Annotated in this window: 18 protein-coding genes; 3 read left to right on the top strand and 15 right to left on the bottom strand. The window is 50.0% G+C overall.

Annotation, left to right across the window (positions count from 1 at the left end):
* Positions 1-324: 324 nt before the first annotated feature.
* Positions 325-828 (bottom strand): thiol peroxidase, encoded by a 504-nt coding sequence (gene tpx, locus L975_RS02815; RefSeq protein WP_039046145.1) that lies wholly within the window; start codon positions 826-828, stop codon positions 325-327.
* A gap of 363 nt (positions 829-1,191) precedes the next feature.
* On the opposite strand from tpx, the gene L975_RS17495 reads away from it, so the two are divergent.
* Entirely contained in the window at positions 1,192-1,458 is a 267-nt protein-coding gene (locus L975_RS17495; RefSeq protein WP_072033008.1) for a protease inhibitor I42 family protein, read from the top strand.
* A 107-nt stretch (positions 1,459-1,565) separates the two neighbouring features.
* On the opposite strand, the gene L975_RS02810 is transcribed toward L975_RS17495, so the two are convergent.
* Together L975_RS02810 and L975_RS02800 are read right to left on the bottom strand one after the other, a co-directional pair.
* Positions 1,566-1,877, bottom strand: a complete 312-nt coding sequence (locus tag L975_RS02810) for a hypothetical protein (protein WP_156121079.1) — start codon at positions 1,875-1,877, stop codon at positions 1,566-1,568.
* 976 nt (positions 1,878-2,853) lie between these two features.
* Positions 2,854-4,500, bottom strand: coding sequence for an alpha-keto acid decarboxylase family protein (locus tag L975_RS02800; protein ID WP_047707080.1), 1,647 nt, complete (start codon positions 4,498-4,500; stop codon positions 2,854-2,856).
* Between the two features lie 134 nt (positions 4,501-4,634).
* On the opposite strand from L975_RS02800, the gene L975_RS02795 reads away from it, so the two are divergent.
* The gene (locus tag L975_RS02795) at positions 4,635-5,543 is read left to right on the top strand and encodes a LysR family transcriptional regulator (protein ID WP_010862027.1); all 909 of its coding nucleotides are present in this window, start codon (positions 4,635-4,637) and stop codon (positions 5,541-5,543) included.
* 70 nt (positions 5,544-5,613) lie between these two features.
* On the opposite strand, the gene L975_RS02790 is transcribed toward L975_RS02795, so the two are convergent.
* From L975_RS02790 to L975_RS02735, 12 genes are all read right to left on the bottom strand, one after another.
* Positions 5,614-7,011 (bottom strand): DUF4832 domain-containing protein, encoded by a 1,398-nt coding sequence (locus L975_RS02790; RefSeq protein WP_052181231.1) that lies wholly within the window; start codon positions 7,009-7,011, stop codon positions 5,614-5,616.
* 9 nt (positions 7,012-7,020) lie between these two features.
* Positions 7,021-7,473 carry a hypothetical protein gene (locus L975_RS02785; protein WP_052181230.1) on the bottom strand — a complete coding sequence of 151 codons (453 nt, stop codon included), beginning with the start codon at positions 7,471-7,473 and terminating at the stop codon, positions 7,021-7,023.
* Positions 7,474-7,583: 110 nt separating this feature from the next.
* A complete protein-coding gene (locus tag L975_RS02780; protein ID WP_047707088.1) occupies positions 7,584-8,693 on the bottom strand; it encodes a glycosyltransferase family 4 protein in 1,110 nt (369 codons plus the stop codon).
* Between the two features lie 117 nt (positions 8,694-8,810).
* The gene (locus tag L975_RS02775) at positions 8,811-10,022 is read right to left on the bottom strand and encodes a glycosyltransferase family 4 protein (RefSeq protein ID WP_047707078.1); all 1,212 of its coding nucleotides are present in this window, start codon (positions 10,020-10,022) and stop codon (positions 8,811-8,813) included.
* 92 nt (positions 10,023-10,114) lie between these two features.
* Positions 10,115-11,116, bottom strand: coding sequence for a glycosyltransferase (locus tag L975_RS02770; protein ID WP_047707076.1), 1,002 nt, complete (start codon positions 11,114-11,116; stop codon positions 10,115-10,117).
* Complete coding sequence (locus L975_RS02765; protein WP_047707074.1) at positions 11,113-12,495, bottom strand: hypothetical protein; 1,383 nt, start codon at positions 12,493-12,495, stop codon at positions 11,113-11,115. Before L975_RS02765 ends, L975_RS02770 begins: the two co-directional genes overlap by 4 nt.
* Complete coding sequence (locus tag L975_RS02760) at positions 12,492-13,703, bottom strand: lipopolysaccharide biosynthesis protein (RefSeq protein WP_047707073.1); 1,212 nt, start codon at positions 13,701-13,703, stop codon at positions 12,492-12,494. Before L975_RS02760 ends, L975_RS02765 begins: the two co-directional genes overlap by 4 nt.
* Positions 13,704-13,773: 70 nt before the next feature.
* Entirely contained in the window at positions 13,774-15,951 is a 2,178-nt protein-coding gene (locus L975_RS02755; protein ID WP_047707071.1) for a polysaccharide biosynthesis tyrosine autokinase, read from the bottom strand.
* Positions 15,952-15,978: 27 nt separating this feature from the next.
* Positions 15,979-16,590: a polysaccharide biosynthesis/export family protein gene (locus L975_RS02750; protein ID WP_010862036.1), complete on the bottom strand. Its 612-nt coding sequence runs from the start codon at positions 16,588-16,590 to the stop codon at positions 15,979-15,981.
* Between the two features lie 22 nt (positions 16,591-16,612).
* A complete protein-coding gene (locus L975_RS02745; RefSeq protein ID WP_052181229.1) occupies positions 16,613-17,968 on the bottom strand; it encodes an outer membrane beta-barrel protein in 1,356 nt (451 codons plus the stop codon).
* Complete coding sequence (locus L975_RS02740) at positions 17,952-19,352, bottom strand: undecaprenyl-phosphate glucose phosphotransferase (RefSeq protein ID WP_047707069.1); 1,401 nt, start codon at positions 19,350-19,352, stop codon at positions 17,952-17,954. Before L975_RS02740 ends, L975_RS02745 begins: the two co-directional genes overlap by 17 nt.
* A gap of 556 nt (positions 19,353-19,908) precedes the next feature.
* The gene (locus L975_RS02735) at positions 19,909-21,129 is read right to left on the bottom strand and encodes a DUF945 family protein (protein ID WP_010862039.1); all 1,221 of its coding nucleotides are present in this window, start codon (positions 21,127-21,129) and stop codon (positions 19,909-19,911) included.
* A gap of 307 nt (positions 21,130-21,436) precedes the next feature.
* On the opposite strand from L975_RS02735, the gene L975_RS02730 reads away from it, so the two are divergent.
* Positions 21,437-22,924, top strand: a complete 1,488-nt coding sequence (locus tag L975_RS02730) for a carboxypeptidase M32 (protein WP_047707067.1) — start codon at positions 21,437-21,439, stop codon at positions 22,922-22,924.
* Positions 22,925-22,979 lie beyond the last annotated feature (55 nt).

The raw sequence follows: 22,979 nt of genomic DNA, 5'->3' as shown, positions 1-22,979 counted from the left end.
TACTCATGGATATTATTTCCTGACTATTATTTGGGCAGTGATGAACAAAAGTAATTTCGTTACGGATTAAGCCATACTGATACGCTTTCATACGTGATCCATGCCCGAGATCTCGCTAACGTAAAGGCAGAGTTAGTCCTCTGTCTTTTTAGTATTTCACTGCATTCATTTCTCCTGTGTGTTGAATTTCCCTCGCCAGATCCGTATCTGGCTTTTTTTTGCCTTGCATTCCAGAGTAGCTAACCACCGCATGCCAAATTGGCCATAAAAAAAGCCCACTGTGAACCAGCGGGCTTACTTTAACGTAAAAAAATCGAGTTTTAGTTACTTCAGTACTGCCAATGCCGCGGCATAATCGGGCTCATTAGCCACCTCAGCAACCAATTCACTGTGTAGTACTTGATTGTTTTCATCCAGCACAATCACAGCGCGCGCCGCTAATCCGACCATTGAACCGGTAGCGAAGGCTACCCCGTAATCTTGCATGAAGGATGCGGAGCGCAGGGTTGATAACGTGATGACATTTGCTAGCCCTTCTGCACCACAAAAGCGCGCTTGCGCAAACGGCAAGTCCGCTGAAATGCACAACACGACCGTGTTATTCAAGCCAGATGCCTCAGCATTGAACTTACGTACCGACGTGGCACACACTGCAGTATCAATGCTTGGAAAAATATTTAAGATTTTACGCTGCGCACCAAAGCTGGCCAGCGTGACATCATTCAGATCTTTATCCACCAGCGTAAAAGGCTTGGCCTGTTCGCCTTTAGCGGGGAAATGCCCGGCGACTTCAACCGGAACGCCTCTGCGGGTAACCGTTGTGCTCATGTCCAATCCTTGCTTGCCTAGTTAATTAACCTCTTGAGTATAACCAAGGGACACAGCGACAAACACAGAGAAAGTAGAGGGTTTTGTAAGCGCCTACTGCGTACTGTCATGATTAGTTTACTTTAGTGGGTAAATCTGCGGGCTAAAGATAAAAAAATGCACCGCTATCGGGAGAGATAACGGTGCAGCTATTCCACGGGAGGCCAGAGCGATAACGTGGCGCTTGAAATTACCTATTACGTTATTACCTTACCTATTTATTGATTGTGGTCACATATACCAATACAGATTGCGGGAAATGCATCACATTAATACTTCTGAAATTAATGTATTAGCATTTCAATTTTCCATCTGTATCAGCATTTGCAGCATCTTATTGAATTACCCGCCAACCCAACCACAGGCTATACATGGCTGCTCAGGGAACTACCAGATGAAGTTGCTCTGCTCAATATGAATTACCAGCTCTCTACTGATTGCAAACCTGGCATGACGGGCTGCGATGGCAAAACCATTCTTCAACTGCTCGGGATTGAAAAGGGGCATGGTGATTTAGTCCTGCAATATGCAAGACCTTTTGAGAGGCTCTCTCAGCAAACGTACAGTATTAAGATTAGCGTCACTGAGTAATTATCGACTGCACTTCTCTAATGAATGGCCGGCTCAAAGATGCGTTGAGCCGGTTATGGCACTATGATCTACTATTACTAATAAATCATAATGTTAGCTTATGTCGCTTAAATTTTATTTTGCGGAGTAGACTCTTCTGCTGATGACTCCTTTTTATCAATAAAAGTCATTATCAATAAATGGCGGATCATCCAATAAAAGAGCACACACGAAGAAATGATCGTTAAAGAAACGATGACTCTTGCCACCTCTAGGCCAATGCCAAAGAAAAGTCGCATGAGAAAAACCATCCACATGAAATTATTTTCTGCGGAAAACATCGCATGACTGAGACTTGATGCTTGAAATATTCCCAGCATCAAAGTGACAGCAACAATAGTAATAATAAATGAAATAATACTAATGTACTTTTTTGTCACTAAAGCACCAACCGTTCAAGAGGCCAGATTGAAGGAGAGGATTGTATTGATAAAGATCACAAGAGTAAATATGCATTTGCATGCGCAGAGTAATTTCATTACATATCACATGTAACTCGATTATTGTGTGATGATTTAGAGGTCAGTAAAAGTAATTTTCACTAAGATACTTTCACCTCTAAAATAGATTGACAATATGGAAAAGCATTAATTGCATTTTTAACTCGCTCTTTGCCTACGAATTGGCGGCTCACTTGAAATACAAACTACTCTCACTTACGGTTTAGGCCACAAACGTAGGAATAGTGAAGATAAGAGTTGCTCACACAATAAATACGAGCAGACCGCAACGAGTAAATAACAGGCTGCCAGCAGACTTTCGAAGAATGACGGGTGAATGCTCGAAGATAAGAATAAAAACGCAGCCAAATACTTTATCTGTTTAATCGCCTCATCCATGACGGTATGGCTGAATGCATGCTGCATAATACCGAGAGAAAAAAGCAAAATAAAATATGCGCATACAATAGCCAATACTCTTGCTATCGCCAGATTCCAGAAACGTCCTTGCACTAGCATCCATCAACCCTCATTGCTTATTTAAGCAAAACAATAGACATGTTATTCATCCCGCATCAAAACCAAGCTGAAAATGTCATTAAAATCAATGGATAATACAGGAGTTATGACCGCTTAGCTACCATAAAGCAAGAGACAGATAACAGCGTTATGCCATACAAAATCAGTTTTAAACAAATATGTTTTTCTCGTCGACTTTTGTCGCAATTTTATGCCACGCATGCATTTATAAAAAGAATACCAATAAACCAATGCATAAATAATTCGTAAAGTTGAGCGTGGTCGTTTCTTGATAGTTCTAACATTTATTGCGTAAAAATAAAGGCCATCATGATGGATGGCCTTTACGCTTTTTAAAATAATCTACTTGTGTAGACAATACTCAAGATTCTGAATCTTAAGCCGAGTACAGTGAGTTGATAGATTGGTGCAATTTTTCAGCAAGCTCTGATGATGCATATTTCTCTGTAATCACTTCGATATAAGCACCCGTACCGCAAGTTTCAGCTTGGTGAATTGCGGCATCCAACTCCTCACACGTCGTGACACGAGCGGTAAACCAGTTTTCACATCCCATCGCCTCTGGCAGTTTTTCATATTTCCACTGCGCCAGATCGTTGTAATAAATGTCACCATCTTTGCACAATAAACGCTCGATTAAGTATCCATCATTATTGAGGACAAAAATCAGCGGCTTCAAGCCAAAACGATAAAACTGGCTAATCTCCTGCGCGGTCAGCTGGTGTGAGCCTTCACCGGTAATCAATACCGTACGTTGCTCTGGTCCCGCCATTGCCGCACCAAAGGCCGCAGGGGTCGCCCAACCAATCGCGCCCCACAAAGTTTGGTTGTGGAAAGTCGAACCCTGTGGCATACGAGCAAAACCTAAGCCCATAGATGATGTACCGGTTTCAGCCATCAAAATGTCATTCGGTTTGAGCATTTGTTGCCAACGTGAATAAAGATATTCTGCCGTAATCTTGCCACTGGCAGTCACTACTGGCAGTGTTGTAACTTTTGGTGCATGTGCAGGGAAAGCTTTTTTACTGACTTTTTTAGCCACCGCCTCTAGCACATCCTTCATTAGCACTCGGTTATACACAGCCCCGCCGATTTGCACTGACTCCGGCATGATGGCAATACACTTACGGCTATCAAGCCGCGCAGTAAATGCGCCAGTGTTGAAATCTGACATAATCGCGCCGATTCTCAACACACAATCGCTGCTTTCAACAAAATCACGGACATTCGCATCCATCAAATTGCCGTTATACATCCCGATATAGTTGGAATGACTTTCATCCAGCACGCTCTTATCCATCATCATGGTGGCAAACGGCAGGTTCGCCGCTTCAATCAGACTCAGCGTTTCTTGACGCACACCATGACGCGCTAAGTAGATCCCTGGCAGCACGCAAGCTTGCTGACTGTTATTCAAGCGATCAACCAGAATATCGACCACTTCAGTCAGTACCACAGGATCGCTGCTTTCTGTCACCGCGGCAGGCACAGCCATTTCCACTACAGGCATGGTGGCATAATCACTCGGGAAAACCATGTATACTGGTTTACGGTAACGCAGAGCCGCAGCAATCAAGCGTTCCGTTTCAGCCACACAGTTTTCCGGAGTCATAATTGCACGAGCACACACAAACGGCGCAGTGGCTTCATAAAACGTGGTGAAATGACCATCACCCAATGTGTGGTGTACGAGCCCGCCTTGAGCTTGCACACTGCTTGCCGGCATACCTACCAAGTGGAAAATCGGCAGCGATTCGGCAAATGCGCCCGCAATGCCACTGATAGCACTGAGCTCCCCCACACCAAAAGTGGTACTCAACGCAGCCATACCATGAATACGAGCATAGCCATCGGCTGAATATGCCGCATTCAACTCGTTACAGTTACCAATCCAGCGCAGGCGATTATCTTCACACACCGCATCTTCGATAGGAAAAGCATAATCACCAGGAACACCGAAAATATCACTGATGCCCAGATCGTACAGGCGGGACAGTACATGTTGAATAACAGTCTTAGCCATAATATTTTCCTCAATTAATTTATGCTAACAAACGAGGTCGTTTGCGTAATTGCAGTATTTGTTTATCCCTCGCATAATGGAAATGCTTTATTTTTATCGCCCTCATAACCAAACGTTATTCACTTGGGATTAACATGAATTTACGCGAGCTCCGATATTTTATTGAAGTGGTAAAAAATAATGGTTTTGGCCGTGCTACAGAAACGCTGCATGTCACGCAACCCGCGATTAGCCGGGCGATTAAGCAACTTGAGGATGAGTTAGGCGGGGAGCTATTAATTCGTGAATCGCGCGGGGTTCGTTTAACCGATCGTGGACGTATTTTGTTACGTTATGCTGAAAACATTCTGCAGCAGGAAAATAATTTACACATAGAGCTGAATGATATCAGTGAAGAAATTACTGGGATATTAAAAGTAGGGCTACCACCTATTATTGGCGCAGTTTATTTCCCAGAAATATTATTTACTTTTCGTAAACGTTGTCCCAAAGTCGAACTTGAAATTGTTGAAATGCCAACTCCGCAATTAGAGGATGCTCTGCATAGTGGTGCTATCGAAATTGCAGCAGCAATGTTACCCATGCATGCTGAAGGGTATAAAATTCAAAAATTTGCCACCGACTCTTTGGTGATGGTCGCTCCACGTCAGCATCCATTAAGTCAGAAAAGTCATGTCTCTATTGTGGAGCTCGCCCGCGAGCCCTTTATCCTGTTTGCCGAGCAGTTTAAAGTCAATGAGTTAATCTACAGTGCCTTCGGGTTACATGGGCTAATTCCCAAGGTCGTTGGCCGCAGCAGTAACTTTGAATTGGTTACGGCCATGGTACGCTCCGGTATGGGAATTTCATTGCTTCCGGCATCCGTCTGGCAAAACAAAACTGCGTCCGACTTTGCTGCGATCCCAGTGAGCGATCCGCCCCTGCCTTATGACGTCGGGTTAATTCGCCGCTCTGGAGATGTCATCAGCCGAGGTTGTGAGGCGTGGATTGAGGTGTCGGCGAATATTCTACATTTTGATGTCTCGCCTGATTTTATTCTGTAATTACCGTTGCCTGCTCTATCGATAACAGATAGAGCCATGCCTTATCATGGCTCTATTTAATACTTAAAGATCACTTAATCTCTATTTGAGAAACGCGATACCAGCCCGACGCTTGCTTGCCTTCATTGGCCAAATTCAACGCTGGCTTTTGGTAAGCATTGGTAAAGGTTAACTCCAGTGCATAATTGCCTGCCGGTATTTTTTTCGGCAACGTGATGCTGTCTTGGGTCTGATGCTCACCCGGTAGCCACTGACGAATATCACTGCGGCTAGTCCATTGCTTAATCACGTTACCCTTCGCGCCCACTAAGCGATAGTTCAGCGGATAATGAACATACGCGGGTGCCACCCCCTCATTACGCCACTCTCCGGTCAACGTCAGCGTGCGTCCGGGTGCAATGGTGGCCGGATGGGTCAAGCTTTGCAATGCAATGCGATATCCCATTTTCTTTAGTGCGTTGTCTACGATATCGCGATACTCGGCGGGGATCGGGTCAGACTTCAGATTGAGTGTCGACATGTGCTGTGCCAGAGCCCAATCAAAGGTGGCTTGCACTTCCGCACGCGTATAGTGCTGAATAGTCTGCCACTGCGACATCTTCCCGCACACTTCAAAACTCACCGGCGCGTGCTGCCATGCGCTATCCACGGGCGCCCCTTCGGCGGCGGCTTGCTGCAAGCGCTGCGGATACTCATCACGCATATGGCTCCACGTATCGGAGAAATTATGCCAATCACCGAGGCAATCTGCGCGCCAGCCAGTGCCCTGCTTCAGCGCATAGGCAAAGCTATTGGGTTCATTGATCAACATGATTTTGGGCGTATCAGGGAAGGCTTTAAGGTGCATATCCACATAAGCATTTAACTGCTCGGGCGTGTAGCGCTGCGCCAATGGCTCTTCTTGTGGAAAATTACTCAGATGCCATTCGCCCCACGAGCCGACCACACCAATATCAATGTAGGCCAACTGCGGATTCCCGTTATAACGCGCGCCCAGTGCATTGAGCAGTTTCGCGGCATATTGCTGAAACACCGGATCGGCATAATCGGGCACAAACGTGGATTTATCAGCAGTCCAATTGCCGCGAATCGGCTTATCAATCAGCCAGCGCGGTAGTTTTGAGCCACTGGTCGGCTCATCCAAATCCATCACCCGCAATGCAATTTGCTTGGACGGTGTTTGCGCCTTGGCTTTGGCTATGATGCTATCGAGCATGGCAAAGTTGATTTGCCCTTCTTGCGGCTCCAGCTCATCCCAATAAAAACGGTAATAATCCACCGTAGTGGCAGGATACTGCTCTGGGGTTTGCAATGGCATGCCCCAGTTATCCTGAAATGTCTCTACCCCGACTCCGGGGTTGGTCAAAATGGTATCCAGCGGCTGAGGATGTACAGTAATCATACCACTCTCGGCAGCTTGTGCACCGAAGGTACACAGTAGCAAGCCCAGCCAATATATCGGTTTCATCAGCTTCCCTTATCCATTGGCACCCAGGACGGTGTGGCGAAACCAATCCCAAATACCAAAGGAATAATCTTTAAAAATATCAATGCCAAGCGCCGATTTGATGAGATAAAGCACCAAAACCGCCGCGGCAAATGTCACGCCGATAGCCAACAGAACCAACAGCGTGCGTAAAAAACCAGACAGTCGCCCTTCCCGCCGCACCTGAGTTCGGCGATCACGACCTAACAAAAACACCACGTAATAGCGCCAGCGCGAGAACCCAAACGTTTTACGCACATCCACCACATGGCGATTAGCAACATTCATCAGGATCACGGCATGCTCGAGCTGGTCTTTCTGCTCTGCCGTGAGACTCGCCAACATCTCATCACCGAGCGCTAAATGCAGACGGCGGATCACCGCCTCTTGCGCCGGGGTTCGCCCTGAATGGGATGCGGCAGCTTGTTGTTCGCTTTTCACCATGCCTGTCTCATTGTTGATTCGTGGGTTTGCAGTATTGTGGATGATTTAGTGTTGCTCTGTGAGCCGAGTGCTTTTGTTCCACGCTTGATGTGTCGCTATTCGCCCTGCACCTATCGATAAGCCTGTCGATAAGTCTGTCGATACACTTCGGCAGTCTGCCGAGCAATCTGCTGCCAATCATACAATGCCAAATAATGGGAATAATCCGGCGGAGTGGGCGCCTGCTGATCTAACTGCGCTTGTAGCGCGTGCGCCATCGCGCTGCTATCCCCTACAGGGATATAGCACTCATCTGGCAACTTCACCGCTAGGTTAGCCGGAATGTCACTCACACGAACCGGCAAACCATACGACATAGCTTCCAGCAGTGCGATCGGCAAACCTTCATGGTAGGACGGCATCACAAACAAGCGCGCCTGCGAAAACACGGTACGCAGTGCATCGCCAGAGAGAAAGCCGGTCATGATCACGCCCGGTGTCGCCGAAGCTTGCTCTTTTAACTTGCGGCTATACGGCGTTTCATGGTCAGCATCACCGACAATCACTAATGGCAATGGTGTCTGCAACTGACGATAGGCAGCAATCAAATCATGCAGCCCCTTCTCTTCCACCAGCCGACCGACCGCCACCAGATACTCTCCAGCCGTCAGCCCATGCGTGGCTAAAATTTCGCTACGCTTGGCCTCATCAGGCAATTGGGCTGGCTCCACCCCATTAAAAATCAGGTGCGCGTCGTGGCGCTGATACTGTTTTTTAATCAGATCGTTAATCACCTCCGAGATCACAATGACCTCATTGGCATAAGTCACCGCCCATTTTTCGCCTAACCGCAGCATGGCTTTAGCCAGTCCGCCCCACTTCAGACGCTCGTAATCGGGGCCATGATGAGTAAAGACCACTTTTTTACCCAGCAGGCGCAATAATGGCACCACTAAACCCGGACCAATGGCATGCACATGCACGATATCACAGCGGTGAAAACGGCTGTACAAGGCGGCCAATACCGAATGCACAATCGCCTCAAGGGATTTTTTCCTCGGCGCGGGCAAGGCGCGCAGCTGCACACCACGGTATTCACTGCGAACATAATCCACATACGGCGCACGCGCTAATACCGTGGCCTGCCATTCTGACTCTTGCAACAGTGCCGGATACAGCGCCTGACAGTGGGTTTCGACGCCACCCAAGACATTCGGGATCCCACGGGTGCCCAGCACCATCACGCGCGGTGCGGCAGATGAGGCTGTAGAGTGCGGCGCAGATGCCGGATCGATTTCCGAATTTGAAACAGCCATGGGCTGATGACCTCTTGATGTAATTCAGTAAGATGTACGCTGTTACTCTGGGTGCAACTCGCGGTATAAGGCTATCAGTGCCGCTTGATGAGCTTGCAATGTGTAGTTATCCAGCAGATGCTGGCGTGCATGGCGGCCCATCTGGTGAGCCAGCGCGCTGTCTTGTGCCAAGATATCCATTTTAGCCGCCAGTTCATCGGCATCGGCAAAACCGAATAAAAAGCCCTCTTCACCATCACGGATTTGCTCAGGGATCCCACCGATGCGCGTGCCCAAGACCGGTTTGCCCCACGCCATGCCTTCTAATACCGACATCGAACAGTTTTCGTAAATCTCAGACGGCACCACCACCGCGCGGCAATGGCGCAGCTGCGCATTGAGCGCCTCGCCCTGCATAAAGCCCAACAACTGCGCGTGCGGATAGTGCTGTTGTAAATGCGCCTGCAATGGACCTTCGCCCACGATATGCAAAGCGGCGGGATGACGCATCTTCTGCTGCGCTTTGGCCAAGGTTTCGACGCCTTTTTCCGGCATTAAACGGCCTAAAAACAGGAAATAGCCCTGATCATCTTCTGCTTTGGCTGGCGTAATCGCGCTGGCATCCATCCCATTAACAATGACGCGGATGTCAGCATGCGGTAAACGGCGACGGATCATACCGGCCATAAATTGGCTCGGCGCGATAAAGACATCCACATCCTGATAGCTTTTGCGCCACAGGTGATATTGCGCTTCCAGCGACAGCAGCAGGCTTTTACCCAGCGAGCCGTCTTGGCAGCGATAACAGGTCGCATTCCATACCGAGCCTTGCGAGCACAGCTCACACGGCTTGCCGTCTCGCAGCATCTTATAACTTGGGCAGGCAATTTTCAGGTCGTGCGCTGTCAACACCGTTTTGCAGCCCATCTGCTTGGCAACCCGAATAATCGATGGCGTCAGCTGATGATAAATATTGTGGAAATGCACAATGTCGGGCCGCTCTTGGCGGATCAATGCAGCTAATTTAGCGCACGCTTCCCGGTTATGGATAAAGTTAGCCGCGATTTTCAGGCTATCCAGAGCATTATGGTCGCGATCGAGCTCCACATTGGAGACAAAAAAATCCGCCTGCGGCGATGGAAAATTCCGCGCATGCTGCATCGAAAAATCGATCACTTCAACGCCCGCCGCCTGTAGCATCTCCCGCTCTTGAAACAGAACGGTTTCCGCGCCGCCTTTGCGGAAAAAGAATTTGTTAACCAGCAAAATCTTCATGCTTGCCTCGTTTCGTTCCGATTCTCGGATCCGAACACGCTCCTGTTACTCGGTTATCTGTCGCCCGTTATTGGTGAGTTCTATTCGCATGCTTAGGGATTAATCACCCGATGCTCAGGGTATTCACGTGGTGATTTGGGCGTTAAAAATAGGCCTCGTGCCAACCCAGCGGCATACACCGTCAGATTCAGCACACTGCGCAGCGCATCCACCAAAGAGCGATTTTTCACTGTTTTCAGGCCGACAAAGGCCAACAGCGGTAATACAGCTACACCCGCAATCCAACCGTTGCCCACTCCCGCAGACACCAGCAGTGCCAGCAATAACAGCAGCAGATACAAGCCAAACACCAGCTCGTTACGGATCACGCCTAATACTTCACGCAAGTAAGGCTGGCCCCACGCACTACGCACCAGCTCGCCACTGGCAAACAGGTAGCCCAGTTTCCAACGAAACTTCAGCAGCGCCAGCGAACCCATGGTGTAAGAGGTATGATGGAAAAACGGCACCGCCAGACGATGCAACTTGTAACCGGCATGACGAATGCGAATACCCAACTCGGCCTCTTCATAGGCGTGTAAATTGCGGTTGGTCAGATAACCAATCTGCTCGATAACACTGCGCCGGTATAAGCCACCGCCGCTTAGCCATTGGCAATCACCTAACGGATAAATCCGGTGCAGACGCTGTTTGCGCGATTTAAATTCGTAGCTGGTAGCGTCATCCATCTCAACTTGTCCGGCCACGCCAGCATACTGCGGTTGTTGCTGTAAAAATTGCACTGCCGCCGGTAAAAACTCCGGCGCTAACTGCATATCGCCATCCAGCAACAAAACATAATCGCCTTGGCTAAACAGATAACCTAAATGCGCCCCCACCCCGCAGCAGCGCTCTTCGGCGTGCTGCAGCGAAACCACGGTCACCCCGCGCTCGCTGGCAATTTGAGTGGTGTTATCGGTCGATAGGCTGTCTGCCACGATGATTTTATGTGGGTAATCTCCCATGCCGGCGCGCACGCTATCAATGGTGCGGCCAATGCCGTCTTGTTCGTTGAAGGTTTTGATGATGACGGAGATAAACGGTAATGAATTCATTGTGCTTCACCACTTTGTGCGACCTGATAAACCGCGTTGCGGATCACCAACATGGCCCCCAAGACAAAATAAAACAAAAATTGCAGCATCGGGATGAGCATCAGTAACTGACTGTAAGGCAGGCTTAACAAGCAGGCGATGGTAAACGCGACAAACGCCGGCTGATAACTCACCAATCGCACATCGGCTTCGCTCATGGCGGCACGCTCCAGCAGCGGCTTCGGCCACGCCAGCACACAAGCGCCCCCAAATAGCGCAATAAACAGCACACTGCCCGCCAACCCCAATTCCCACAGCATCATGCTGAGCGAAGTAGAATCGAGCAGCACATTGAACACCAGATTCAGATAGCCCGGTGCGACCGTGCTCCCGTGGTTAGTGGTATTTAAGCCATAACCAAACAGCACATTACTAAAACCATGCAAATCTGCATTGGCCGCCCAGAAGAAAAAGGTGGTCATCCGACCCAGTTCGCCGGTTTCTGGGTTGATATGGTGCGGGTCAAAAATATAGCTCAGGGAATCCAAGAACAGATCCAGCGCCCCATTGGTTTGCCCCGCCCCAAAGGCCGATGAGTAGGATGCGGCCAAGATGATCACCGCCAGCGCTAAAATTAGCGCCAAACCCAACGCAATCAACAGCAGCTTTTTCAGATCGAAGCTTTTCATCCCACGAATATAGCTAGGCGACAGCCAAACCAGAGCCAACAGCAGCGGCGCAAGGAAAATGACAAACTTGATTTCACCCAGCACACACAGGCCAAAAGCCAGCAGCAGGTGCAGCGCCAGCGACCCTTTACTGGTCAGCCCGTATTTAAACTCCGACAATTTAAGCAGCATGATCAGCAAGCAAAACATACCGAGCGCTCCGGTATTCCCCCCGCCAAGCGGATCGCCGCCAAACGTGCCGACCACCGAATCCCACTTTTCAAACTCGCCTTTCACCGCCACGCGATGCGGCACTACCACTAAAATCTGGTACACCACCACCGGAATTTGCAGATAGAACACCCAATAAAAACAACGTGTAATACGATAAATCTGCGATTCGCGGCAAAAGCCCAGCAGCAAGGCAGGGAAGATCAGTGACAGCGCCAGTTCATTTTTCATGCCGACAATGGTCACAGCCACGCCGTTTTGCAGCAAAGTGGTTAACAGCGCCAATAAAAAGAAACCGGCAAACAGCACCAGCAATAAGGTTGTCGAGTGATCCAGATGCAAGGGGCTATAGCGGGTTTGCAGTGGCAGCAGGAGCACCATCCCTAGTGCCAACAAAAAGGGCAGCCACAAAAAGGCTGACACTCCAGTAAAATATTGCGCCAACCCGCACACCACCAAGGTAGTGAACAGGTAGCCTTGCATGTAGGTCGCGGTGTTCATCCGCGCACACCGTGCTGCGTGAGCAAACGCGCGCGATGATTCACACGCAAGTAGATAAAGGCATAACGCAGCGCCGTAAGTGACGCATAGGCTAACACTGCCAGCGAATAGTTCGGGTAGAAATACGGCAGAACCAACAGAGATAGCACTACTACCAGCAATTGCTCAATTTGGATCCGCAAAAAGTACCCCGCCGAGCCATACACCAGTTCAATGACGGTCAGCGGGCAGATAGCCAGCGCGGTAAAGACATATGGCAGCATATAGCGCGAGGTTTGAATCGAATCCACCCATTGGCTGTCGAAAAAAGCATGCATAATGAGGGGATAGAAAATCCAGATCCCCACTACGGCTGCCGCGCCCATGCCAAGCAGCAACCAACGCACTTTGGCAAATTCCGCCGCATTAAAGTGCTGATGACGAAAATCCACCGACCAGCGCGAAAACACCGAGTTACGCACCGCATTGCCGATAATCTGCACCGGTGCTAAACAAAAACGGGTCACCACAGCAAAGTAACCGGCTACCAGCGGAGAAAACCAGTAATTAACCAACATCACTGGCAAGTTCGCGGTGGCCATCGCCAGCACCTCGGCACTGCCGATGCCACTCAAATGCACCCGATGTGTACGCCAATAAGCCACGATGGCCGTTAACGACGCATCGCGGCGCTGCAAGCGGCGCATATCAAAGGCATTCAGTAGCCACGCACCAATCACCACAAACAGCAGCAGCGCCCACGCCCAGTAGAAAATGCCGGCCGACGGCGCTAATGCCAAACACACCAGTACCGTTAACGACGCCGAAATGCGCTGCAAGCCCAAACGCTGAAAGTGTTCGCTACGCAGTGCCAGATTTTCTGCTACCAAAATCAGCGCATGGGTGACGGTTAGAAGATAAGTCGTCCACGGGTTGAGGCTAAAAAAAGGCAACATCAGCAAGGTATACGGCAGTGGGATCAGCCACGCTTGCAGCAGGCAAAACATCACCGATGCCGGTACCTCTTCATCGGTCACCTTGGGCAGTAACAGCTGAGCGGCAAACATGGCCACTTGCGCGCCAATCAAGGCCACGCTGTAAGTCAGGGCGTATGTGCCCACTTCATTCATGCCAAATTTGTGTGAAATCAGCCAGACCGACACCGCCCCGATCACCTGCGAGATCACCGAGGCACCACCAATGGTGGTGGCACTTTTAATCAGACTCATACACGAACCACGTTTATCACGGTAACTAGACTCATCAGGGCAATCACATTCATTATGGGCGCCGAATTCATTATGGTAGCAAGCTCGCGTCGCCCTGATCGGCAACGTGCGATGCCGGTTGCCCACCGGCTGGCAGCAAGTTCTCTGCCCCTTCCACCAATGATTCCGGTACCTGATTGAGCACCAAACCGGCCAGCGTGATCTGCTGTTGCTGCAGCGCCTGCAAACCCGACAAAATCTGATTCGTCGGCAGCTCACGAGATTTCACCACATACACGCATCCATCCACGTAACGGCCCACCAGCAGCGCATCTTTGCAAGTCGTAACCGCCGGAACATCAATGATAATGCGCGCGTAGTAGCCACGTAGCGCTTGCAACAATGCCGGTAATCGCTCGGAAGACAACGCCAGCAGCGGTGATACCGTCGGCTTACCCGCCGGCAATAGCGCCCAAGGGCGATCCGCAGTAGCCGGTAAAATGGCTTGGTTTGCTTCCGCCGTACCGGCCAGTATCTCCGCCAGCCCCGGTACACCGGTAGCCGCAAAACTGCGGCTGACATGACCATCGCGCAAGTTAGCATCAATCAGCAAGGTAGGCAGGTCTTGGGCCAACGCCGCCCCGAGTAAGGCGCTGATCGTGCTGCTACCCTCGCCCGTAGCCGTCGAGCTCACCATCAGTAACGGATAAGCGTGTGGTTGCAACAACAGGGCGGCACGCAGTCCATCCACCGATTCGCTAAGCTGCGGCTCTAAACTGCTCAAGCGCACCATATCTGGTAACGTCAGTGTGGTGTCTGCAAGGCGCACAATCTCGCCTAAAGGCGCACTCCCCAAACGGCGCTCGGCTTGGGTCAGCGTATCCACGGTATTAGCCAGCGACGCTTTCACCACCACAAAACACACCGCCAGCACGCCGCTAAATGCCGCCACCATAATCAGGAATAACGGCTTATTCGGTTTGGCTGGATGCAATGGCTGCTCGGCAGGCTCAAACAAGGTCGCGCTGGCTTCGGTATACGTACTATTCGCCTGCGTTTCTTGTTGGCGCTGGTAAAACGCGTTGTACAACTCGCGGGTTTTATTCAGATTGTTTTTCAGGTTGTCATATTCAGCGGTTTGTTCGGCCAATTGGCTGAACTGCGCTTTTTTCTGCACTAACGCCTGTTGAAATTGCTGCTCTTTTTTCAGCGCCGCTTGATAACGCTGATAAATCCCGTCAGCAATTTCTTTTAATACCACCTGCGTCTGCGCTCGGATCGCTGCTACTTGGGCTTTGGCCTGCTGCACTTTGTCGAACTTATCACCGTACACGCGGGTTAATTCAGCCAAATTTTCTTGCGCTTTAATCAGCGCAATGCGCAAATCCTGAATTTGGGGATGGCTCGATGCTTCAGGGATCGCCGACAAATCAGCAATATAGCTACCATCTGATTTAGTGATCGCTTGATATTGTGCCAACGCCGCGATGCGCTGCTCGCGCGCATCCGCCAGTTTGTTGGTAATAATCCCCAACTCTTCGGTTTGCAGGCCATCAACACCACGAAAGGTAATCAAACCATTGCGCTGCAAAAAGTCATTCAGGCTCTTTTCCTGCGCAGTGATCTGCCGGCTTAGCTCGGCCAAGCGGTTTTTATTCCACTGCGATGCCTGCAACGTGGCCGCCAAACGCTGCTCAATCGAAAAATCGATATAAGCCTGCGCGACCGCATTCGCTATCTGTGATGCCTGCTTCGCATCAGGCGATTCAAAGGTCACCGCTGCCATCTGGGTATTGCGAATGGGCGTCACGGTCAGATGCTTGAGTAGCCAATCTACCGCATGACGACGCGCCAAATCCGGCGCCACTGGGGCTGAAGCAGAGCGCCCCAATAAACGACTAAGCAAGCCGCCTTTTGCCCCACCGGCAAACTCTGGCAACGCAGCTAAACCGAGCTTATCGACCACCTGTTCGGCAATGCGACGAGATTGCAAAATCTGGAACTGGGTGTCGTAGTACTCTTTGCGGGTTGAGTCAAAACGGTAGACGTTCTCAACCGGCGAGACATTTTCAGCCTCAGCACGAAACAGCAACGTAGCCGAAGCTTGATAAACCGGCGTCATGCCGATAATAAACGGCAGCGCCAGCGCCGATACCAGCACCACGAACAGCACGATACGCAGCCAGACACGCCGGATCTCAGCCGTCACCCGACTAAAATCCAGCGTACTTTCCAGCTTCATGCCTTTTTCAACCAATAATGACGCCATAGATTATCTATCTGTTTGGGTTAACAATTAAAAGAAACTCTGCGCGACCGTCACCAAATCATCGGGCCGTAATTTCTGCTCCAGACTGACCGGACTCACACGGCTTGGGCTACTTTTTTGTCCCGCATCCGACGGCACTTTTGCAGTATTCCCCTGTGGAGCTGGATTCTCCTGCGAGGTACTGGTGCGCAGCTCGATAGCTTGGCGATCGGCGCGATCAGTAAAACCGCCGGCCAGTGCAATCAACTTTTCCACCGTCAGCCCAGGGCGGTAAGCATAAGCGCCGGGGTTTTCCACCTCGCCACCAATGTACACATCGCGAAAACGGGTAATATTCACCGTTACCTGCGGATTAACCAGATAGCCGTCTTGCAGCCCCTGGGTCAGCGTTTGCACTAACTGCTCGGTCGTTTGCCCTTGCAGCTTCACCTCGCCCAGATACGGGTAGTTAATCACTCCGCCCGGGCCGATCGTCACGCGCATCGATAGCCCCGGCGCGTCATAGACCTGAATACTGATTTCATCCCCTGCCCCCAAATGGTATTCCGGCGACACCGGAATCGAAACCGGCGATGAAGTCGCACATCCGGTCAGCGTCAGCACCAAACTGGTCAGTATCAATAACAACGTGTTTTTCATCGATGTCAGCGCATCCTTGTGGTTAAAATGCGATTTTGACCGCCAATGCAGCGGCATTTCTGTCATAGCCAATATCTCGCTCCACAAACCGATTACCGATAAACAAAGGATCAGTCGGATTGGTGGTGCTGTGCGACGAGCGCAGATAATTCATACTCAGCAGTACCGATGGGCGTAGCCGATACTCGATACCCAGCGAAAAATCACGAAAGCTGTCGCTGCGTGGTTTGCCCTGATATTTTTCGCGGGTAAATCGGTAATCGGTCAGTACCGCCAGCGACGGCGTCACATTATAGAGCCAGCCCAGCGCATAACGGCGTTGATTCACGTATACGCCCGAGGAGTCCGGATCGACCGCGCGCTGCCAAGTGACCACACTGAACTGCGACCGATTCACCGGCATCCAATCCACCCGCACATCCCAATTCAGACCATCAAAGGTGCGCGATTCGCCAGCGGCAAAGGTTTTGTGCAACCAACCGATGTTCACATCGGCCTTAGTTTTACCCGTTAACTGCGAGCGCACACCAAACCACGCAAAGTAATCGTTAGTATCGTTTTGTGGCGATGCCCGATAGTGACGCTGATTGGTCTGCAACGTATAGCGAAAACGGGACTCATGCGAAACCTGATCAAACAACTCAGTAATTAGCGTATTCTCTCGCCAATTTTTCTCATCCACATACTCAGCAAAATCTGGGGTATACGACGATAATGCCTGATAACGCTTATTTTTTTGTTGCAGCGCCACTTCAAGCTTACCGCGCGCCTCTGGTGCACCATAGCTGTAACGCAGCTCAGTATCATCCAGCGTAAACGGCATCTCGCGCGTTACTCCGAAGCCTTCTAACTGGCGCTGACTAAAGCCTTCGGTTAATTCTTCTCCGCGCGACTCATGGGATTTATCGAGCGACGCATTCAAGGCCAGCGCATGACGCAAACCATAACGCCAGCGGGTATTCAACGCCCAACGCTGATCATAGTAACTGTCCGCGGAACTGGCCGTATACTCGCGATAAGCGCCTTGATATGAAAGCGCATAGCGGTCTTGACCGCGCTGACCAGAGACGCGCAGCGACGGGGTCAGCCCATAATAATTAGAGCCAATGGCCAACGCCGGATCACGCTGCGCAGTGACATTGCTGTTGTAACCATACTCGCTATCTAACCGCGTCTGAATTTGTACGCCCCACGGCCCACGATGGTTTACCGGCTGTGGCTCAGCGGCTGCAATAACCGATTGGGCCAGCACCGAAGCCGGCAGTAATAGTCCCGCCAGCGAGCACAGCACCGGCCACGACACAGCTCGCCGCACATCGGCAGCGCTCACCTCAACGGCGTGCCGAGGCCCCAGAACTGCCTTAATAGGCCGTTTCACCCACAAATCCTTTGAAGATGGTCAGGAAGATAATTTTGATATCCAAGGCCAGTGACCATGTCTGGATATAACGCAAATCGTATTTCACCCGCATTTCCATTTTATCCACGGTATCGGTTTCACCACGAAAACCGTTGATTTGCGCCAGCCCCGTAATGCCCGGTTTCACCATATGACGCACCATATAGCGGTTAACGATCGCCCGATACTCTTCGTTATGCGCCACCGCATGAGGGCGCGGGCCAACAATCGACATCGAGCCTTGCAGCACATTAAAAAACTGCGGTAATTCATCTAACGAGGTTCGACGGATAAATGCGCCAAATCGAGTTACCCGTGGATCATTACGCGTCACCTGTACCACTTTATCTGAGTTTTCCATAACTTTCATGGAACGAAACTTCCAGACTTTGATGCATTTGCCACCTAAGCCATAGCGGTCTTGCTTAAATAGCACCGGCCCCGGTGATGATAATTTCACGCCGATAGCCACAAACAATAAAACCGGTGAAATCAGCAGTAAAATCAACGCCCCTAAGATAATATCTTCCGCCCGTTTGATAAAACCACCAATACCATCAAATGGCGAGCTAAATACGCTCAACGTACTGATATTACCGACCGATTTGGCTACCGTATGGTGCAAACTATAGGCATACAGATCCGGTACAATATAAGTATCTACCGTAGTATCTGACAGTTGGTCTAAATAATGGTTAATTCGACCACGTGCTTCTAACGGCAACGCAATATAGACTTCGTCGACTTTCCCTTCGTTAATCAGGCGGACTAATTCAGCGCAATTGCCTAATATTGGCTTGCGTGATTTATAACCGAAACGATTTGCATCACGATCATCAAAAAAGCCGATATTACGCAGACGCAGTGCTTTATTTTCATCCAATTCTTTTTCCAGCGCCAACCCAATACCGGTGGCGCCAAGGATCGCCACATTACGCACGTTGATGCCATATTGCACCATCAGTAAGTTAAGGCCGTAAATCACCACGCGCGATAATAATGATCCCATCACCGGCAAACTCAGCCACAGCGCGGCCTCACGAACCGAGACATCGGCATAGCCTTCGGCAAGAAAATCGATGTAATGCATCATCAAGAACAGCAAAAAGGCGGTGATCGCCCATGCTGTCACCACTTTAAATAAGCAGTGAGTCAGATGCTGACGAATATTTTCCCGATACACGCCCACATTACCGGCAACCAGTAAAAAACAGAGTGTAATCAATATGCTGACATCTGTGCGATCGGCAATTTTTTCGCCAAACTCATGAAAGTTCAGTAAATAATTGGTGACAACAACATCACAAACAAAAGGGACGACCCCGTAGCCATTTTTGACGAATTTTATGATATTTCTGTTCATCTTCAGCGCCTGCTGTAAGCGTTAGCTTCTATACAGTCTGTTTGCTTTCAGAGATGCGAGTCCCATACATTTCCGCTCACAAACACTCTTTTACGATCACGTTTTGTTACCATTTGCTGATTTTTACATCGCTTGCTGCTGTGTGTTTCACTGTTTTTTTGTCATTCAATTCACGAATTGGATTCGCCTACCGATAAATAGATTTATATCTCGCAGTAATATTCCACTGCGTAGTCATGCAAATGTGTTTTTATACTTATTCATCCATCAACCGATAATGAACAAGTTAGGGGTTACTGAACCAACTAACACATTTGATACAACCGATAAGCGCTAACACGCACGAACAACACTGCAGCGTTAAAACAAGTAAAAAGCAGAGTAATTTAAGCATATTCCGCACAATAACATAAACATCATAATTGTATCTTAAATGTGTTTATGCTTAGCAAGCCGAACATTAGCGAGCAAAAGTCGCGTGTACTTAGCTGAGGGAAGATAATAAAAAAGGCCGCAAGCGGCCTTTTCATGAGATCGGATATAAAAAACGCAATGCTTAAAACAGCTGGCTCACTTCATTACCGTTAACTGACAGCATGCCATCATGGATGGTAACGGAAGAGTGCAACTGACCATCTTTCTGGCTAATCCAGCCTTGGCTAGACAGTTGCAACAGCATCAGCAACATTTGTGGCTGCTTGAGGAAGACTTTTTCATCTACGCTCAGCTGCGCATCAGCAGTCAGTGGCAGCAGCAGCTCATCCCAATTGCTTGGCATCGCGCGGTCAGCCGGTAACTGCATCACGCCTTTACCTTGCAGCATCCCTTCTCCGATTTTGGCACTCAGCTGATCGATAGAAACTTTGACGCCTTTACCTAACAGTTGCAGCAGCTCGTTTTGGGCCTGCTCTTCAGAGATTTTCTGCTGCTTGCTCATCACCAGCAGCGCATCACGGTTCAAACCAGTCACTTGAAACTTCAGCAGCGCATCTTTCACATTCAGCTGCAGCGGTTTGGTTTGCTGATAATCACCCAGCGTGATCTGGCTGATAAAATCCAGACCTTCACCTTTTTCCTGCTGATCGGTATCAATCTTCAGATTGCTAAAGGTTACTTGGCTAGCTGCCGTTTCACTGGAAAAGCTGGCGATATCAAAGGTATTGGTACCGAACCACAGCCCCTGTTTTTGCTGCTGCTTGGTCAGAATGCTCACTGCGCCAACTTGCAGTGCAGTCTCTTGATTGCTCTTAAGATCGCCGCCCTGCCAATCGGTTTTCAGATCCAGCTCGCGCTGATTAACGTTGTAAGTCAGATCGCCGGTCAGCGGCTTAATCAAAAACTGATTGCCTTCATCGGTCAGTTTCAGTTCGCCGAGGGTGAAATTACTTTTAACGTCACTACCCAAGGTATAGCTTGAATGCATCGCAAAAGGCAGTGGTTTACCACTGAGTTTTTCCAGCTCAGCCACCAAGCCTTGTGATGCCAATGTAGTGGTCGCGCTGATATGCAGTGGCCAAATGCTGACGGCGTTTTTCGCCAGAATTTCGGCCGCTTGCACGCTCGGATCACCACTTTCCGTCACGACTTTCACATCAATCTGACGGCTAAAAAACGAACGTGCCGTTTCGGTAATGGTCACCCCAGACTGAGGGGATAAATCAGCTTTAACTTGCTGTAATTGCTGGTCAAAAACAGAGCCAGTGTAATATTGCAGACCTGCGGCAACGGCCAGCGCTACAATCCCAAGTCCTATTACACGTCCTTTTACTTGTGCCATTCTGCGCAATCCTCGATGGTGGCGTTAATGCGTCATACAATAGCACGATTTTCGCACCTAATAACTAACCCTTTATTTTATATAACAAAAAAATCCAGTGTTTGGACTAATACGTCCGCTTCATCTTTAACGTGCGGCGATAAGTCTCACTACTGACGCCCCGCCAGATCCTGCGCCGCGTGCCCCACTACCTGTACGGCCTCATCGTTCCCTGTTACCCTGCTAATATCCTCTTTCTCGGGTCTTTGCTCTGAATGACTCGGTGAAACTGCCCAGTGCTCACTGTTTTACATAAAGAGATAAACTGATGACGACTCACGCTTATTCTCAACTCGAAGCCACCTTCCAACGCCTGTATCGTTTCTCCCATCTCGGTTCGATTTGTGGCTGGGACCAGCACACCATGATGCCAGCCGGTGGCAATAACGCCCGCTCGCAAGCCTTGGCCGAACTGCAGGTTTTGATGCACCAAATTCTGACCGCGCCCGAGGTCGGCACGTTACTGCAAGCCGCCGAGCAAGAAGACTTGGATAGCACGCAGCGTGCTAATTTGCAGGAAATGCATCGTCGCTGGCTGGCTGCCAATGTGTTACCGGCCCAACTGGTAGAAGCTAAATCACTGGCCGGTGCGCACTGTGAGCATGCTTGGCGTACCCAGCGCAAAAATAACGATTGGCACGGCTTTGCCACAAACCTCGAACGCGTTGTGGCTCTGTCGCGCGAAGAGGCGCAAATCCGCGCCGAAGCCAGTGGCAAATCACGCTACGATGCGCTGCTGGATCTGTATGAACCGGATATGACCTCGCAGCAGTTGGATCAGCTGTTTGCCGACTTAAAAACGTGGCTGCCACAACTGCTCAAGCGGGTAGAAAACCGTCAGACCCAATCGGTGATCATCGAGCCTCAAGGGCCATTTAGCACTGAGTCACAGCGTAATATCGGGCTAAAAATCATGCAGCTGTTAGGCTTTGATTTTAATGCTGGTCGCTTAGATATCAGCGTGCACCCGTTTTGTGGCGGTGTGGCCGAAGATGTGCGGATCACCACCCGTTATAGCGAAGAGGATTTTCTGCCTGCACTGATGGGGGTGATCCACGAAACCGGCCATGCCCGTTATGAGCAAAATCTGCCGCGCCATTGGTTAGGACAACCGATCGGCGAAGCGCGCTCCACAGCGATTCATGAATCGCAAAGCCTGCTGTTTGAAATGCAATTGGCACGCTCTCCGGCATTTTTGAATCTGCTGCTGCCGCTGATCCGCGATGAATTTGGCGATCAAGCGGCGTTTGTGAAAGATAATTTCTTGGCGCTTAATACCCGCGTTAAACCGGGCTTGATCCGCGTGGATGCCGATGAGGTTAGCTACCCTGCGCACATCATTTTGCGCTACGAAATCGAGCGCGCCTTGATTGAAGGTGAGATTGAAGTTGCCGACATTCCAGCCTTGTGGGATGAGAAGATGCAGGCTTATCTGGGCATCAGCACCCAAGGCAACTACCGCGATGGGTGTATGCAGGATATCCACTGGACCGACGGCTCATTTGGCTACTTCCCGACCTATAGCCTAGGCGCGATGTATGCCGCGCAGTTATTCCAGCGAGCGCATGCCGATAACCCAGCGCTGAATGACCAAATTAGCCAAGGTAATCTGCAGCCGCTGTTTAGCTGGCTGAATACGGCTATCTGGCAGCATGGCAGCTGCCTCAGTACCCAAGCGCTGATCACACAGGCAACCGGCGAGCCACTCAACCCAGCCTACTTCCGTCATCATTTGGAAACACGCTACCTAAAATAAGTCGCGCGGCAAGCTGAGCTCAGTGCACCATTTGAGCACTGACATAAAAAAACCG

Source organism: Plesiomonas sp. ZOR0011, from assembly GCF_000800945.1.
Classification (GTDB): Bacteria; Pseudomonadota; Gammaproteobacteria; order Enterobacterales; family CAMTGL01; genus Plesiomonas; species Plesiomonas shigelloides.
The sequence above is the reverse complement of the archived record's forward strand: the minus strand, read 5'-3'. Positions and strand labels throughout refer to the sequence as shown.

Excerpts from the sequence above, each read along its gene's own strand:
- L975_RS02755 (WP_047707071.1), bottom strand. The coding sequence starts at position 15,951 with ATGGCGTCATTATTGGTTGAAAAAGGCATGAAGCTGGAAAGTACGCTG.
- L975_RS02795 (WP_010862027.1), top strand. The coding sequence starts at position 4,635 with ATGAATTTACGCGAGCTCCGATATTTTATTGAAGTGGTAAAAAATAAT.
- L975_RS02750 (WP_010862036.1), bottom strand. The coding sequence starts at position 16,590 with ATGAAAAACACGTTGTTATTGATACTGACCAGTTTGGTGCTGACGCTG.
- L975_RS02735 (WP_010862039.1), bottom strand. The coding sequence starts at position 21,129 with ATGGCACAAGTAAAAGGACGTGTAATAGGACTTGGGATTGTAGCGCTG.
- L975_RS02800 (WP_047707080.1), bottom strand. The coding sequence starts at position 4,500 with ATGGCTAAGACTGTTATTCAACATGTACTGTCCCGCCTGTACGATCTG.
- tpx (WP_039046145.1), bottom strand. The coding sequence starts at position 828 with ATGAGCACAACGGTTACCCGCAGAGGCGTTCCGGTTGAAGTCGCCGGG.
- L975_RS02785 (WP_052181230.1), bottom strand. The coding sequence starts at position 7,473 with ATGGTGAAAAGCGAACAACAAGCTGCCGCATCCCATTCAGGGCGAACC.
- L975_RS02770 (WP_047707076.1), bottom strand. The coding sequence starts at position 11,116 with ATGAATTCATTACCGTTTATCTCCGTCATCATCAAAACCTTCAACGAA.
- L975_RS02765 (WP_047707074.1), bottom strand. The coding sequence starts at position 12,495 with ATGAACACCGCGACCTACATGCAAGGCTACCTGTTCACTACCTTGGTG.
- L975_RS02775 (WP_047707078.1), bottom strand. The coding sequence starts at position 10,022 with ATGAAGATTTTGCTGGTTAACAAATTCTTTTTCCGCAAAGGCGGCGCG.
- L975_RS02760 (WP_047707073.1), bottom strand. The coding sequence starts at position 13,703 with ATGAGTCTGATTAAAAGTGCCACCACCATTGGTGGTGCCTCGGTGATC.
- L975_RS02790 (WP_052181231.1), bottom strand. The coding sequence starts at position 7,011 with ATGAAACCGATATATTGGCTGGGCTTGCTACTGTGTACCTTCGGTGCA.
- L975_RS02730 (WP_047707067.1), top strand. The coding sequence starts at position 21,437 with ATGACGACTCACGCTTATTCTCAACTCGAAGCCACCTTCCAACGCCTG.
- L975_RS02740 (WP_047707069.1), bottom strand. The coding sequence starts at position 19,352 with ATGAACAGAAATATCATAAAATTCGTCAAAAATGGCTACGGGGTCGTC.
- L975_RS02780 (WP_047707088.1), bottom strand. The coding sequence starts at position 8,693 with ATGGTGCTGGGCACCCGTGGGATCCCGAATGTCTTGGGTGGCGTCGAA.